General features: G+C 65.0%; 13 protein-coding genes. 9 read left to right on the forward strand and 4 right to left on the reverse strand.

All coding sequences use genetic code 11. From position 1 onward, the window contains the following. Window positions 1–8: 8 nt before the first annotated feature. From DEM25_RS00485 to DEM25_RS00495, 3 genes are all read right to left on the reverse strand, one after another. Window positions 9–1,508, reverse strand: coding sequence for a type II and III secretion system protein family protein (locus DEM25_RS00485; RefSeq protein WP_196780225.1), 1,500 nt, complete (start codon window positions 1,506–1,508; stop codon window positions 9–11). A 74-nt stretch (window positions 1,509–1,582) separates the two neighbouring features. Beyond that, the gene (cpaB, locus tag DEM25_RS00490; protein WP_109766875.1) at window positions 1,583–2,377 is read right to left on the reverse strand and encodes a Flp pilus assembly protein CpaB; all 795 of its coding nucleotides are present in this window, start codon (window positions 2,375–2,377) and stop codon (window positions 1,583–1,585) included. Window positions 2,378–2,505: 128 nt separating this feature from the next. Next, on the reverse strand, window positions 2,506–3,015 hold the full coding sequence (locus DEM25_RS00495; RefSeq protein ID WP_109766840.1) for an A24 family peptidase: 510 nt from the start codon (window positions 3,013–3,015) through the stop codon (window positions 2,506–2,508). 163 nt (window positions 3,016–3,178) lie between these two features. On the opposite strand from DEM25_RS00495, the gene DEM25_RS00500 reads away from it, so the two are divergent. After that, window positions 3,179–3,661, forward strand: a complete 483-nt coding sequence (locus tag DEM25_RS00500; protein ID WP_109766874.1) for a pilus assembly protein N-terminal domain-containing protein — start codon at window positions 3,179–3,181, stop codon at window positions 3,659–3,661. A 36-nt stretch (window positions 3,662–3,697) separates the two neighbouring features. Here the strand turns inward: DEM25_RS00500 and DEM25_RS00505 are convergent, their stop codons facing one another. Further along, window positions 3,698–4,597, reverse strand: a complete 900-nt coding sequence (locus tag DEM25_RS00505) for a phosphate/phosphite/phosphonate ABC transporter substrate-binding protein (protein WP_158585125.1) — start codon at window positions 4,595–4,597, stop codon at window positions 3,698–3,700. Window positions 4,598–4,732: 135 nt separating this feature from the next. Between DEM25_RS00505 and DEM25_RS00510 the strand changes: the two genes are divergently transcribed. The 8 genes from DEM25_RS00510 (at window position 4,733) to moeB (ending at window position 13,890) form a co-directional block, all read left to right on the forward strand. Then, window positions 4,733–5,971 carry a phosphopentomutase gene (locus DEM25_RS00510; RefSeq protein WP_109766873.1) on the forward strand — a complete coding sequence of 413 codons (1,239 nt, stop codon included), beginning with the start codon at window positions 4,733–4,735 and terminating at the stop codon, window positions 5,969–5,971. After that, entirely contained in the window at window positions 5,964–6,857 is an 894-nt protein-coding gene (gene mutM / locus DEM25_RS00515) for a bifunctional DNA-formamidopyrimidine glycosylase/DNA-(apurinic or apyrimidinic site) lyase (protein ID WP_109766838.1), read from the forward strand. The genes DEM25_RS00510 and mutM overlap by 8 nt, the downstream gene beginning before the upstream one ends. Before the next feature lie 36 nt (window positions 6,858–6,893). Beyond that, window positions 6,894–7,667: an enoyl-CoA hydratase gene (locus DEM25_RS00520; RefSeq protein ID WP_109766837.1), complete on the forward strand. Its 774-nt coding sequence runs from the start codon at window positions 6,894–6,896 to the stop codon at window positions 7,665–7,667. 165 nt (window positions 7,668–7,832) lie between these two features. After that, the gene (gene rpsT, locus DEM25_RS00525; RefSeq protein ID WP_109766836.1) at window positions 7,833–8,099 is read left to right on the forward strand and encodes a 30S ribosomal protein S20; all 267 of its coding nucleotides are present in this window, start codon (window positions 7,833–7,835) and stop codon (window positions 8,097–8,099) included. 998 nt (window positions 8,100–9,097) lie between these two features. Continuing rightward, window positions 9,098–10,594: a chromosomal replication initiator protein DnaA gene (gene dnaA / locus DEM25_RS00530; protein WP_281004517.1), complete on the forward strand. Its 1,497-nt coding sequence runs from the start codon at window positions 9,098–9,100 to the stop codon at window positions 10,592–10,594. Between the two features lie 232 nt (window positions 10,595–10,826). Continuing rightward, window positions 10,827–11,945: a DNA polymerase III subunit beta gene (gene dnaN, locus DEM25_RS00535; protein WP_109766835.1), complete on the forward strand. Its 1,119-nt coding sequence runs from the start codon at window positions 10,827–10,829 to the stop codon at window positions 11,943–11,945. Window positions 11,946–11,984: 39 nt separating this feature from the next. Then, window positions 11,985–13,136: a DNA replication/repair protein RecF gene (gene recF, locus DEM25_RS00540; RefSeq protein WP_109766834.1), complete on the forward strand. Its 1,152-nt coding sequence runs from the start codon at window positions 11,985–11,987 to the stop codon at window positions 13,134–13,136. Beyond that, window positions 13,129–13,890: a molybdopterin-synthase adenylyltransferase MoeB gene (moeB, locus tag DEM25_RS00545; RefSeq protein WP_109766833.1), complete on the forward strand. Its 762-nt coding sequence runs from the start codon at window positions 13,129–13,131 to the stop codon at window positions 13,888–13,890. The genes recF and moeB overlap by 8 nt, the downstream gene beginning before the upstream one ends. Window positions 13,891–13,956 lie beyond the last annotated feature (66 nt).

Here is a 13,956-nt window from a genome sequence, read left to right on the forward strand (position 1 = left end):
AACTCCGGTCACTTGTAGATGAAGCCGATCGCGCCGTGGTAGCGGCCGGGCGGCGGTTCTTGGGACTGGCTGCCATAGATGCGGTTGACACGGGTCAGCAGTGCGGCCTGGGCATCGGATGGCGGATTGAAATTGTCGGTCGGACGCGCAAGTTGCGATGCGGCGACCGGTCGCGACAGATAGGGCGTGACAACGATCACAAGCTCGGTTTCGGCGCGGATATAGTCCTGGCTGCGGAACAGCGCGCCCAGGACCGGCACCTTGGACAGTCCGGGAAAGCCAGAGACGACCTGGCGGACATCGTCGCGCAGCAGGCCGGCAATCATCATCGAGCCGCCCGACGGCAGCTCGACGGTCGTGTCAGCGAGCCGCTTGCGCAGCGAAAGGACGCTGACATTGCCGGCAAGGCCACTGACCGAGCCTTCCGAAGTGGGCTCGGAGACCGAGGTGCGGATTTGCAGGCTGATCCGGCCCGGCGACAGGACGACCGGCGTGAATTCGAGGCCGACACCGTAGTCGATCTGCCGGTAATTGACGATGACGCGGCCATCGTCGTCGACGCTGGAGCCATTGACGATGTTGTATTCGCCGCCGGCGCGGAAGATCGCCTTTTCGCCCGACACGGCGGTCAGGGTCGGTTCGGCGAGCGTCTTCATGACGCCGGCTTCTTCCATGGCGCGGAACTGGGCGTTGAGATTCACACTGCCAAAGCCGCCGCCGCTGAAATTGCCGCCAAGGCTCAGTCCGTTGCCGTTCAACGGCTTGCCGTGGGCACCGTAGCTGCCCTCGTTTACGACGCCGAAGGTGATGTCGCCGCTCGAGCCGGTCACCGAAAGGCTGGTGCCGAGCTGCTTCATGACCGAACGCTGAATTTCGGCCACCGTGACCTTCAGCGTCACCTGGTCTCCGCCGGTGATTTCGAGCAGATTGACGATCTGGCTGTTGCCGAGCCGGCCGAAGAAGAAGCCGGTTTCCTGGGTGGTGGCATCGCCGCCCTTGACGAAGATTTCCGCAAGCTGGGCCGCCTTGGCAGCGTCCTGCGGCGTCTGGACCGTGCCGGTCAGGACGATATTGTCGTTGATGATCTCGGTCTTGATGTCCGACCCTGCAATGAACCGCTCCAGATAGCGGTCAAGCCCGGCGACATCGCGTTCGACGCGCAGATCGAGACTGACCAGCTGTTCGCCATTGCGGTCGAAGACGAAGATGTTTGTTTCGCCGACGGACTTGCCAAAAAGGTAGATGCGCCGCGCGGTCCGGGAGACCGCGTCGGCGACCGCCGGATTGGCGACCAGAATGTCATGGGCATCGGCAGGCAGGTCGATCACCAGCGACTTGTCGAGTCCGAGCATGATGCGCTCGCTGCCCGAGGTGTTGCGGCCGACGGAAACCACGCTCTGCGCCTGTGCCTGTGCAAGGCCCGGCAACCCGGACTGGCCAGTCGGCGAAAGCAGCATGGCGACGGCGGCGGACGCCACCAGCAAGAATTTGAACGGATGAGCGGCCATGAGCGGATGCCTGTCGGTTCGTGTCACGTATGCGCGGTCGTTCCGCGCGCGATTGTCGTGGGGAGATGATTTGGTCATGGCGCTGACGTCACTCTCTGGCCGCCCTTAATGACGGTGATCGTTCCGCCCGGACCCGCGCCGATCAGATGGTCGGCGGCGTTCTCGGCCTCGGCCGGGCTGACATCCTTCACCGAGCGCAGCGCAAGCGTCAGCCGGTCGGCCATCTGTCGCGCAACGGTGATGATCTCGGCCTGTTGGGGCGTCAGTTCCAATGTGGCGGTCTGGCCAACCTGGACGAGCCGGCCTTCCTCATCCTCGCGAATGGTCTGGTCGATGGCCAGGATGCGGATGGAGTTCAGGATCGTTTCCGTCCGGAACCCGCCATCGTTCTCCCGGCTGACCATGATGACATCGACATAGTCGTCCGGAAGGATGAAGCCGCCCGCCGATGTGTCGGCTGCGATCTCGGTGGCCACGGCGCGCTTGCCGGCCGGCAGGATGGACGACATGAAGCTCTGATCGGCGCCCAGCAGCTTGATCGGGCGGATCGGCTCGCCCTGAGAGATCGTGGCCCGAACGACGGAATCAGAGAGTTCGCTGATGGCGTCGGGCCGGCTCGAGCGGGTGATGAAGTCGGGCGAGAGCGCGCCGGTCGGCCAGTCTTGCCAGCGGATTCGGTTTTCCACCCGAGCGCCGGTCGTCAACGTCTCGGTGGCGACCAGAACCTCGTCGAGCTCGATGGCCGGGGCGGAGGGCGCGACCACGACAGTCTCGGTCGGGCCGGACGCTCCCATCATGTTCATCGCCAGGAAACCCGCGGCACCGGCCGCGAGCACCGCAACAGCCATAATCACAAAACGCATCGACATGAGCACACCCGATCTCTGGACGGACCTCGCCGCCATGGGGCGCATTTTCGGTCGTCAATGGTGTACTTATGGTTAACGGTCGCTGCAGCGGTATGCTTAACAAACGGTGAAGCGGCGAAGTGCTCTCGTCATGCCTGGCCGAGTGCCCAAACCATGGCCGGCGACAGGCCGAAAGAGGCGAGCCCGCCGACGGCCAGCGCAATGCCGTAGGGAATGTCCTTCTCGTCGATGATCCGACGGAGCACGCGCACCTCGCCCGCATAGGTGGCAAGGGCCGACTTGCGGAAGACCATCAGGAACAGCGTCAGCGCTCCTCCGGCAACCGTGGCGATCAACAGATAGTTCATCAGCGCCGGACCAAGCCCGAGCCACAGAGCCGTCGAGGCCATCAGCTTGGCATCGCCACCGCCCATCACGCCGACAGCGAACAGCCCGAACGTGACCGTCAGAACGAGGACAAACGCGGCCAGATGCGTGGCGAACTGCATCCACGTCAGCCCGATGAACGGTGCGATGGCGAGAAATGTCACGATCAGCAGCAAGGAGATCCGGTTGGCGATCGTCATGGTGAACATGTCCGACAGCGCCGCGTAGATCATCGCGAAAGGAAAAACGACAAAGATGATGGCCGAGATCATGACGGTTTCCGTGGCTCAATGCATTGCATGGGCCAAGGCTAACACCGCCTCGTTAAGACTTCCTGAGGCGCGCGGGGCCTGATCCGGACACGCATGGTTAATGCTTCCTTCACGATTGTCGCCGAAGATGGACGCGGAAAGATCAATGGTCCGGAGTCCGATCATGGCCCTGCGTGTTGCCGGTGTTGTTGCCCTGTCGCTGATGTTCGCTGCGCCTTTGGCGGGTCCGGCAAACGCCGAACCTGCAACCGATGCCGGTGTCGAGGTCGTGCTCAACCAGGCCAAGGTGCTCAAGCTGTCCAGGGCTGCCTCGACGGTGATCATCGGCAATCCGGGCGTCGCCGACGCCACGGTGCATGATGCCAACACGATCGTGTTGACCGGCCAGGGGTTCGGGCGCACGAACATCGTCGTGCTCGACGGTGCCGGCACGCCCATTCTTGACGAACAGGTTGCCGTGGTCCGCGACGACTCGTCGACCTTGCGCATCTACCGGCGCTCGATCGTCGAGACCTTGTCGTGCGAGCCCTTCTGCGAATGGGCCTATCAGACACCGGCCGAAATCGAATCCACCCGCGAGCGCGCCCGCGTGAATGCCATGTTCGAGGCTGGTGCCGGAGGCGACGCAGACCTGTTCGGCAACTAGCCCGCCAATGCATCCATCAGGCCTGTTGGCAGCCGATCATCGCAGCGCCGACACGCTTCGAACCAGTTCGATTGCATAGTCGTAGTCACCCGGAGCCGTTGGCCGGAACGCACCGGCCAGCGATGGCGAGATCGCATCGAACGCCGCCGGCGAAGCCTCGTCGAGCGCCACCAGCATCGAAGTCAGCGCCTGCCTTACCTCTTCGGGAACATCGTCACGCACGGCATGGGGCCCGAACGGCACCACGCCTGATCGCCAGGTGATTTCCGCAGCGCCGTCGCCGAGCGCAACCACCGTCGCGGCCAATCCGCCGCCGGGCCGGGGCGCGCCGTCGGGTGCGGCATAATCCCACGCGAAAAACGCAACAAGGTCACCGGCGACAAACGCATCGCGCGCCGTCTCGAAACTGGGTTGGACCGACAGATCGAGGCCAGCCTCGCGCAGCGGCTTGCCCCCAAAGCGGAACGATACCATCGGCGCCAGATCGCCGGTCAGCGATCCGGTGGGGCCATGGCCGACAGGACCGCCGGCCAGTGCCGTCCGGCCATCGCCCTCCCCCGGCCTTACGACGAGCGTTGACTGGACACCAAAGGCGCCCGAAGCGGCGGTCGGCGCGGCCAGCGGCACCAGGCACGCGCACGTCTCCTGGGCCGTCGCAAAGCCAAGCGCCGAAAGGACGGCATATTCGATGCGGCCGGCGGTCTGGGCGTCGATCAGGCTGGGCGCATCGCGCAACAGCAGAACCTCCACCGGCATTCCGATGGCCGCACTGACCGCATCGCGGAACGGCGCATGGTGTTCCGGCGACCCGTCGCCGGCGCCGCTTCCCACCACTCCGACACGAAAGACGCCGGTTTCCGTGCGCCAGTCGGCCACCGCCGGAGAAGCGGACACAAGCAGAGCCAGCGTCACAGCCAGCCTTGACAGATGTTTCATCTTGCAGGCACCCCAACCCGTCAACGACATGGACCTGGACCACACTCAAGCTTATAAGACGCCGTTGGCGCAAGCGGCATGCCCGATCACGGCCGTGCTGAGGCTGCGGCAACCTGTGGCAAGCGAGGCAGGCACATGGCGCGCGCAATTCTGGTGGTTCTGGATTCGGTGGGCATTGGCGGTGCGGCCGATGCGGCGTCTTTCGGCGATGAGGGCGCCAACACGGTCGGACACATCATCGACAGGGCGGCCGCCGGCGAAGCCGAAAATGACGATCGCAGCGGCCCGCTCGACTGCCCGAACCTGGCCCGGCTTGGCCTCTTCCACGCGGCCGAACTGGCGTCCGGCCATGCGGGCGCGGCCGCGCTGAAGCCGGCGCGCGTGGACGGCTTCTGGGGCGCCGCGCAGGAGGTCTCGCACGGCAAGGACACGCCTTCCGGCCATTGGGAAATCGCCGGCGTGCCGGTTCTTTTCGACTGGGGCTATTTTCCGCACGAGGTGCCTGCTTTTCCGCAATCCCTGCTCGAGGCGATCTACGCCGAAGCGGGCATTGAGGGCTCGCTCGGCAACCGGCACGCATCGGGCACCGAGATCATCGCCGACCTGGGCGAAGAACACCTGCGCACAGGGTTGCCGATCTTCTACACATCGGCCGACTCGGTCTTCCAGATCGCCGCGCACGAGACCCGGTTCGGACTCGACCGGCTTTATGCGCTCTGCGAGACCGTCCGGACGCTGGTCGACGATATGAACATCGGCCGGGTGATCGCGCGGCCGTTCGTCGGCGAGAACGCAGCCAGCTTCGAGCGGACCGGCAATCGCCGCGACTATTCGGTCCTGCCGCCCGCACCGACCCTTCTCGACCGCACCGTGGCGGCTGGCGGACGGGTGATCGCGGTCGGCAAGATCGGTGACATCTTCGCCCATCAGGGGGTCAGCGAGGTGCGCAAGGCATCGGGTAACGCGGCGATCGGCGAGACCACGCTGAAGGCCATCGACGACGCCGGCGACGGCGACCTGGTGTTCGCCAACTTCGTCGATTTCGACATGCTGTACGGCCATCGCCGCAACGTCGCCGGCTATGCGGCCGCACTCGAGGCGTTCGACCGGTATCTGCCGGAGCTGACCGGCAAGCTGCGCGACGGAGACCTCTTGCTGATCACCGCCGATCACGGCTGCGATCCGACATGGAGCGGCACCGACCATACGCGCGAGCGGGTGCCGATCGTCGGGTTCGGACCGGGCCTTGCCGCGACCGGCGTCGGCATCCGCCCGACATTCGCCGACATCGGCGAAACGCTGGCCGACCATCTGGGCATCGGCGCCGATGACGACGGCACCTCGTTTCTGGGTGAGCTGACGGACCGTGCCTGAGCTGCCCGAGGTCGAAACCGTCCGGCGCGGCCTGCAGCCGGCGATGGAGGGCGCAAGGCTGGCCAGGCTCGAACTGCGCCGGGCCGACCTGCGCTTTCCCCTGCCGCACGGATTGTCCGAGGCACTTGAAGGCCGAACCATCACGTCCGTTGGCCGGCGTGCCAAATACCTGACGATGCACTTCGACGGTGGCGCCGTTCTCATCAGCCATCTTGGCATGTCGGGTTCCTACCGCATCGAGGACGGACAAGACGCCTTGACGCCCGGCGCCTTCCATCATGAGCGGTCGAAGCTTTCGACGCACGACCATATCGTGTTTCATCTCGTTGACCGGGACGGGACCACCCGGCGCGTCACCTACAACGACCCGCGCCGCTTCGGCTTTGTCGATCTCGACCGCGCCGAGACGCTGGCAGAGAACCAGTACCTGCGCGGGCTGGGGCTCGAGCCGACGGGCAACGCGCTCGACGGCGACCGGCTGGCGGTGATGCTCGCCGGCAAGGCGGCACCTCTGAAAGCCGCCCTTCTGGACCAGCGGCTGATCGCGGGCCTGGGGAACATCTATGTGTGCGAGGCGCTGTGGCGTGCGCGGCTTTCGCCGCGACGCAAGGCCAGAACGCTTGTCACGCGTGCTGGCCGACCGACGCCCCGCTGCCACTCCCTGGCCGACGCCGTGCGCGACGTCATCGCCGACGCGATCGCAGCGGGCGGCTCGTCGCTGCGCGATTATGTGCACACCGACGGCTCGCTGGGCTATTTCCAGCACAGCTTCGCCGTCTACGGGCGGGAGGGCGAACCGTGCCGCCATGACGGCTGCACGGCCCCGATCCGGCGCATCGTCCAAAGCGGGCGGTCGACATTCTACTGTCCGGCATGCCAGAGATAGCCGGCCATCAACCCCGATCCACGGAGCGCATCTGCCATGGCCTATGACACGATCATCGTCGAGAAGCGCGGTGAAGCCGGTTTGATCACGCTGAACCGGCCAAAGGCCATGAACGCGCTCAACAAGGCGCTGCTGGACGAGATGATCGACGCTCTTGCGGCGATGCGCGACGATGCCAAGATCGGCGCCGTGGTGATCACCGGCTCGCAAAAGGCGTTCGCCGCCGGCGCCGACATCAAGGAGATGTCGGAGTTCGCGTTCGCAAGCGCCTACATGCACGATGCGCTGGGCGGCTGGGAAACCGTGGCCGGGTTTCCCAAGCCGATGATCGCTGCCGTCAGCGGCTATGCGCTGGGCGGCGGGTGCGAGCTGGCGGCCATGTGCGATTTCATCATCGCCGGCGAGAGCGCCAAGTTCGGACAGCCGGAAGTCACGCTCGGCATCATGCCGGGCATGGGCGGCACACAGCGTCTGGCCCGCTCGATCGGCAAGGCCAAGACGATGGATCTGTGCCTGACGGGCCGGATGATGGACGCCGAGGAGGCCGAACGGTGCGGGCTCGTGGCGCGGATCGTACCGGACACGGAGTTGATCGAGGAAGCCATCAGCGCCGCGCAGAAGATCGCCAGCTTCTCATTGCCTTCGGTGATGATGGCCAAGGAGACCATCAACCAGGCGTTCGAGACGGGCCTCGCCGAAGGGCTGCGGTTCGAAAGGCGGCTGTTTCACGCCATGTTCGCCCTCGAGGACCAGAGCGAGGGCATGGCCGCGTTCATCGACAAGCGCACGCCGAGTTTCCGCAACCGGTGAGGCGGGGCAAAGCGCCATCCGCCGTTGACTGGCAGAGCATTTGAGATTATAGCCACGCAATCTTGGCGGCAGATTTGCCGCCATAATTGTTCAAGGCCGTCCAGCGATCGTCCATCCGGTCCGGCGGCCGCTTCCGGGTTCCGGACCAGATCGAGAGAGGCAAGCATGGCCAACACAAGGTCAGCCAAGAAGGCAACGCGCAAGATCGAGGCGCGCACCGAAGTCAACACCGCGCGCCGCTCGCGCGTGCGCACCCACATCCGCAAGGTCGAGGAAGCCATCGCGGCCGGCGATCAGGCGGCTGCAACCGAAGCTTTGAAAGTCGCGCAGCCTGAACTTATGCGTGCAGCGTCCAAGGGCGTGATGCACAAGAACACGGCTTCGCGGAAGGTCTCGCGCCTGGCAAGCCGCGTGAAGGCAATCGCCGGCTAGTTTTGCTTCGTCGGCTCAGCTTTTGAACAACCCGGCCTCGGCCGGGTTTTTTCGTTCTCCGGCTAACAAGAAAATTCCCGTTGGGCGACAGCCATTTAGCGTGGCTGTCCGATATCGAACGGACCTGCCGTGCCGCGGCGGCGACAGCGGATTTGCATGGCGCTGCCCAATATTTCCCTTTGTTTTCAATACCTTACGAAACAACGCCTCCGAGAGGCCACCGCGCTCCCGCGAAACGGAATCTGCGCAAGAGTCAAGCCTTCACATGCGAAAAAAAATTTGCCGAAAGCTGCATTTTTTGTCGTTTCGAAAGAAGCTGTGGAATCCCAATCGCTTATCTTTTGCAAAGCGAATCGGGACACATTTTGTTCCCGAAATCCGAGGCGCAGCTCGGTTAAAAATGCCCTAACGGGCCTTGTAACAACGGCTCGGATGGGGCTAATTTGTCCTCACTGAACGGGCGCGCGTTCCTGCTGAAAATAGCGAGCCGACAAGCCGATTGCGACTATAAGTTGCATTCGCGGCGGGTGCGTGCGTCCAGCGGTCCCGGGGCAGGGCCAATTCGGGAGTTGAGCGATTGCGCAGTGACGGGACCCTGCGGTTCCGGCAGCGGGGGAGTATTGCCCGGATTTGAGAAGGTGTCCGTGGTGGCGACAGATCGTCGCCATGTCCGCGGGCGTGGATGAAGACGATGGCGGCCAGCGGCCGGCAGACATTGATTGCGGGACATAACCGACGCCTGTTTGTGTTTTGCGTCGGTCCACACGGGGCACATGACCGTCATGGCCCGCAATGTTGAAAACAGGGCGGCCTTGGCGTGTGCGCATGCCGTTGCAGGTCAGAAGGAGGCGAACATCGACATGCGAGGGGAAGCCAGCAGGGTGGCGCAATCAACGACGCAGCCCGCACCACTGTTTCACACATCCGAACGAGATCCGTTTCCCGATCGACAGCCCGGTCAGCAGCCGGTTGCACAGTCGAGAAACGGGAGCGAGATCGTGAGCAAGAAGAAAAGCGAAGAAGGCGGCAGGGCGGGCCAGCCGACCGGAGACGGCAGGACGACATTCGACAAGGTGTGCCAGCAGCTTCGCGCCAAGCTGGGCGGCGAAGTCTACCAAAGCTGGTTCAAGCGCCTCAAGCTTGAGGACGCCTCCGGCCCGGTCATTCAGCTTTCGGTTCCGACACCGTTCCTGCGCAACTGGATCAACAACCACTATCTCGATACCATCCTCGACTTCTGGCGGGAGGCAGACGGCAACGCGTTGAAGATCGACGTGGTCGTTCGCAGCGCCACGCGCGGCGCGGCCGTCTCGGAACGCGCCGGCCAAGTCGCGGACGCCGCCCGAGCCAGCGCGGAGAGGGCCAAGGCCAATGCAATGGCCAAGTCGGACCGCACGCCTGCGGCGGCGGCCGCGCGCCAGGGCGTTGCCGAAACCGGCCGCAATGGCGAGATGCTCGGATCGCCCGTCGACAGCCGCTACACGTTCGACAGTTTCGTGGAGGGCCCGTCCAACCGCGTATGCCTTGCGGCCGCCCGGGCCGCGGTCGAGCAGGGGCCGAACGCGGCGCGTTTCAACCCGCTCTTCTTCCATTCCAATGTCGGGCTGGGCAAGACCCATCTGCTGCAGGCGATCGCCAATGCGGCCAAGGCGAAGGACCCCACCAAGCGCGTCGTCTACCTGACGGCGGAATACTTCATGTGGCGGTTCGCCAGCGCGATCCGCGACCAGAGCGCGCTGCGCCTCAAGGAGACGCTGCACGAGATCGACCTTCTGGTGATCGACGACATGCAGTTCCTGCAGGGCGAGAAGATCCAGTCCGAGTTCTGCCACCTGATCAACACGCTGCTCGACAGCGCCCGGCAGGTGGTCGTTGCCGGCGACCGGCCGCCGTCGGAGCTGGAATCGCTCGACCCGCGCGTGCGCTCGCGCCTGCACGGCGGCGTTGCGCTGGAGATCCAGGCGCCGGACTACGACATGCGGCTGTCGATGCTGCAGCGGCGTCTCGAGGAAGCGCGGCGCGACGACACCTCGCTCGACATTTCCGAGCAGGTGCTCGCCCATGTCGCCCAGACGGTCTGTTCGAGCTTCCGTGAACTTGAAGGCGCGTTCAACCAGCTCGTCTTCCGCCATTCGTTCGAGCCGGACATCGCGCTCGACCGGGTCGACGACATTCTGGGCCATCTGGTGCGCATCGACGACGACAAGAAGATCCGCATCGAGGACATCCAGAAGACGGTGGCCAACCACTACAATGTGGCACGCGGCGAGATGCTGTCGAACCGGCGCACCCGTTCGGTCGTGCGGCCGCGGCAGATCGCCATGTACCTGTCCAAGACCATGACGCCGCGCTCGCTGCCTGAGATCGGGCGACGGTTCGGCGGCAAGGATCACACGACGGTCCTGCATGCGGTCCGCAAGGTCGAGTCACTGATCAAGGACGACCCGAAGCTGGCCAAGGAAATCGAGCTTCTGCGGCGGCTGATCAAGGAATAGGCCTGCCGCAAGCGCCTCGCACACGGCGTGCGCTTTATCCCCAAAGTTTGCCGTGGCCGGCCCGCAAGGGCCGGCCATCGCACTTGCATTTCGACGTTCGAGCCGCCACATTCGCGATCCCGAGGGGACGACGATTTGCGGACGGACAACCGGCCGGAGCGGCGCCCTTTCCATTCGCCGGCCTCGTGTCTCCGGGCCGGCCCTCTGATATGCCAGACCGGATCATTCGACCATGCGCGTGACCCTTGAGCGAGCCAACCTTCTGAAATCCCTCAATCATGTGCATCGCGTCGTCGAGCGGCGCAACACGATCCCGATTCTGTCGAACGTGTTGCTGAAAGCCGATGGCGGAAGCCTCGCCATGACTGCGACCGACCTGGACCTTGAGATCAACGAGGCGGTGCCGGCGCATGTGGAACAGGCCGGTGCGACCACCGTCCCCGCGCACCTTCTCTACGACATCGTCCGCAAGCTGCCGGACGGCTCGGAGGTCATGCTGTCGACCGATGCGGACGGCGCTACGATGAGCGTCGTCACCGGCCGGTCGCAGTTCAAGCTGCAGTGCCTGCCCGAATCCGACTTCCCGCAACTGGCGGCCGGCGAATTCGACCACAGTTTCCGACTGGACAGCGCCGTGCTGCGCCGGCTGATCGAGGCGACCCAGTTCGCCATCTCGACCGAAGAGACGCGCTATTATCTGAACGGCATCTATCTGCACACGGCCGAAGCCGACGGCGACATCGTGCTGCGCGCGGTTGCCACAGACGGCCATCGCCTGGCCCGTGCCGAAACCAAGGCGCCGGACGGCGCCGAGAGCATTCCCGGCGTGATCGTGCCGCGCAAGACGGTGGGCGAACTCCAGAAGCTGGTCGACGATCCGGACGTGTCGGTGCAGATCGAACTGTCCGACAGCAAGGTCAGGTTGACCATTGGTTCTGTCGTGCTGACATCGAAGCTGATCGACGGCACCTTTCCCGATTATCAGCGCGTCATTCCGGTCGGCAACGACAAGGACATGGTCATCGACCGCAAGGTCTTCACCGAGGCCGTCGACCGCGTATCGACGGTCTCGTCGGAACGGGGCCGCGCGGTCAAGCTGGCGCTGTCGGACGGGCAGTTGACGCTGGCCGTCAACAACCCCGATTCCGGTTCGGCGACCGAGGAGTTGCCGGCCGGTTACGACGCCGAGGCGATCGAGATCGGTTTCAATGCGCGTTATCTTCTCGACATCGCCAGCCAGCTCGGCAGCAACGAGGTGAAGTTCTCGTTCGCCGATGCCGGCTCGCCGACGCTGATCGAGGACCCCGAGGACAAGAACGCGCTCTATGTGCTCATGCCGATGCGCGTCTGAAGGCGCTGCGACGCCGGCGCCACGGGCGGCGGCACGCCGATGAGCACGCTTGTCCGCCTGTCGGCCCTGACGCTGACCGATTTCCGCAACCATGAACAAACGACGCTTGCGCTCGACGGGCGCCATGTGGTGCTTTCGGGCCCCAATGGCGCGGGCAAGACAAATCTGATCGAGGCCGTGTCGCTGCTCTCTCCGGGGCGCGGGCTGCGCCGGGCCAACCTGTCCGACATGGCGCGCAAGGGCGCCGACGGGTTTTCGGTGTTCGCGAAGCTCGAACGCGACGGCGATGGCTATGCGGTCGGCACCGGGACGGCGGGCGTGACGCCAACGGAGAACGGCGCGCGGACAAGGCGGGTGCGCATCAACGGAACCAATGCGGCCAGCGCCGACGAACTGCTCGATCTGGCGCGCATTCTCTGGCTGACACCGGCCATGGACGGGCTTTTCACCGGACCTGCGGCGGATCGGCGCCGCTTCACCGACCGCATGGTGCTGGCGATCGATCCCGGGCACGGGCGGCGCGCACGGGACCATGAAAAGGCAATGCGGCAGCGCAACCGGCTGCTGGAGGCGCCGCCGAACGCCCAGAACGATCTGATGCTCGATGCGATCGAAGCGCAACTGGCGGCGCTGGGCACGGCAATCGTCATCGCGCGGCAGGAGCTTGTCAGCCTGCTGGCCGCGCTGATCGCCGAAACGCCGCAGGGCGCTCGTTTTCCCATGGCGGACCTGTCGATGGCGGGCGAACTCGAGGCGCGGCTGGCGGACGGCATGGCCGCCGGCGACCTTCAGGCTTGGCTTGAAACCGACATGCGCGGCAAGCGCGGGCGCGACCGGGCGGCGGGCCGCACGCTGACCGGGCCGCACCGGGCCGATCTCGTCGTTGAGCACCGGCAAAAGGCCATCGCCGCGTCGCTGTGTTCGACGGGCGAGCAAAAGGCGCTCCTGATCGGCTTGCTGCTCGCCCATGCGGCGCTGACGGCGTCGGTCAGCGCGATGACTCCGATCCTGCTGCTCGACGAGGTCGCTGCCCATCTCGACCCTGAACGCCGCGCGGAGCTGTTCGACCGGGTGCACGGGATCGGCGGCCAGGCCTTCATGACGGGCACCGACCGGAACCTGTTTGACGCGCTCGGAGACCGTGCGCAATATCTGCGGGTCGAAGACGGAACCGTCACCGCCGATGGCTGAGCCCCCTGCCCTGGATGCCAAACAGATCGAACGCTATGCGCGGCACATCGTGCTGCCGGAGATCGGCGGCACGGGCCAGCAAAGGCTCGCCGGTGCGCGCATCGCCATGATCGGCGCCGGCGGCCTCGGTTCGCCGGCACTGACCTATCTGGCCGCGGCCGGTGTGGGGACGCTGACCGTCATCGACGATGATGCCGTGTCGCTGTCAAACCTGCAGCGGCAGACGCTGCATATGACCGACGCGGTCGGGCAACCGAAGGCGCAAAGCGCCGCTGCGCAGATTGCCGCGATCAATCCGCATGTTCGGGTCGATGGCCGGGCCGAGCGGCTGGCACCGGACAATGCCGAATCGCTTCTTTCCGGTCACGATGTGATCATGGACGGGTCGGACAATTTCGAAACGCGCCGCCTTGCCGCCGATGTGGCCGAGCGGCTCGAAACGCCGCTCGTTACCGGCGCGATCCAGCGCTTTGACGGATCGGTCACTGTGTTCGCGCCTTTCAGGAACGATGAGGACGGCAAGCGGTTGCCGCGCTATCGCGATCTTTATCCCGACCTGCCCGCGCCGGGAACGGTGCCGACATGTGCCGAGGCGGGCGTTCTGGGGGCGCTGGCCGGCGTCATCGGATCGCTGATGGCCACCGAAGCGATCAAGCTGGTGACAGGAGCGGGAGAGCCGCTTTTCGGCCGCCTGCTGCTTTATGATGCGCTATCGACACGGTTTGAGACGATGCGATATGGCCGGCGCGCTTGACCGGGATCGGCGCGCGCGTCATTAGGTCTTCAGACGGATGTTGTCACGGCGCCGGGACGTTTCCGG

The organism is Oceaniradius stylonematis (assembly GCF_003149475.2).
Lineage (GTDB): Bacteria > Pseudomonadota > Alphaproteobacteria > Rhizobiales > Rhizobiaceae > Roseitalea > Roseitalea stylonematis.

Excerpts from the sequence above, each read along its gene's own strand:
- DEM25_RS00485 (WP_196780225.1), bottom strand. The coding sequence starts at position 1,508 with ATGGCCGCTCATCCGTTCAAATTCTTGCTGGTGGCGTCCGCCGCCGTC.
- cpaB (WP_109766875.1), bottom strand. The coding sequence starts at position 2,377 with ATGTCGATGCGTTTTGTGATTATGGCTGTTGCGGTGCTCGCGGCCGGT.
- DEM25_RS00495 (WP_109766840.1), bottom strand. The coding sequence starts at position 3,015 with ATGATCTCGGCCATCATCTTTGTCGTTTTTCCTTTCGCGATGATCTAC.
- DEM25_RS00500 (WP_109766874.1), top strand. The coding sequence starts at position 3,179 with ATGGCCCTGCGTGTTGCCGGTGTTGTTGCCCTGTCGCTGATGTTCGCT.
- DEM25_RS00505 (WP_158585125.1), bottom strand. The coding sequence starts at position 4,597 with ATGAAACATCTGTCAAGGCTGGCTGTGACGCTGGCTCTGCTTGTGTCC.
- DEM25_RS00510 (WP_109766873.1), top strand. The coding sequence starts at position 4,733 with ATGGCGCGCGCAATTCTGGTGGTTCTGGATTCGGTGGGCATTGGCGGT.
- DEM25_RS00520 (WP_109766837.1), top strand. The coding sequence starts at position 6,894 with ATGGCCTATGACACGATCATCGTCGAGAAGCGCGGTGAAGCCGGTTTG.
- rpsT (WP_109766836.1), top strand. The coding sequence starts at position 7,833 with ATGGCCAACACAAGGTCAGCCAAGAAGGCAACGCGCAAGATCGAGGCG.
- dnaN (WP_109766835.1), top strand. The coding sequence starts at position 10,827 with ATGCGCGTGACCCTTGAGCGAGCCAACCTTCTGAAATCCCTCAATCAT.
- recF (WP_109766834.1), top strand. The coding sequence starts at position 11,985 with ATGAGCACGCTTGTCCGCCTGTCGGCCCTGACGCTGACCGATTTCCGC.
- moeB (WP_109766833.1), top strand. The coding sequence starts at position 13,129 with ATGGCTGAGCCCCCTGCCCTGGATGCCAAACAGATCGAACGCTATGCG.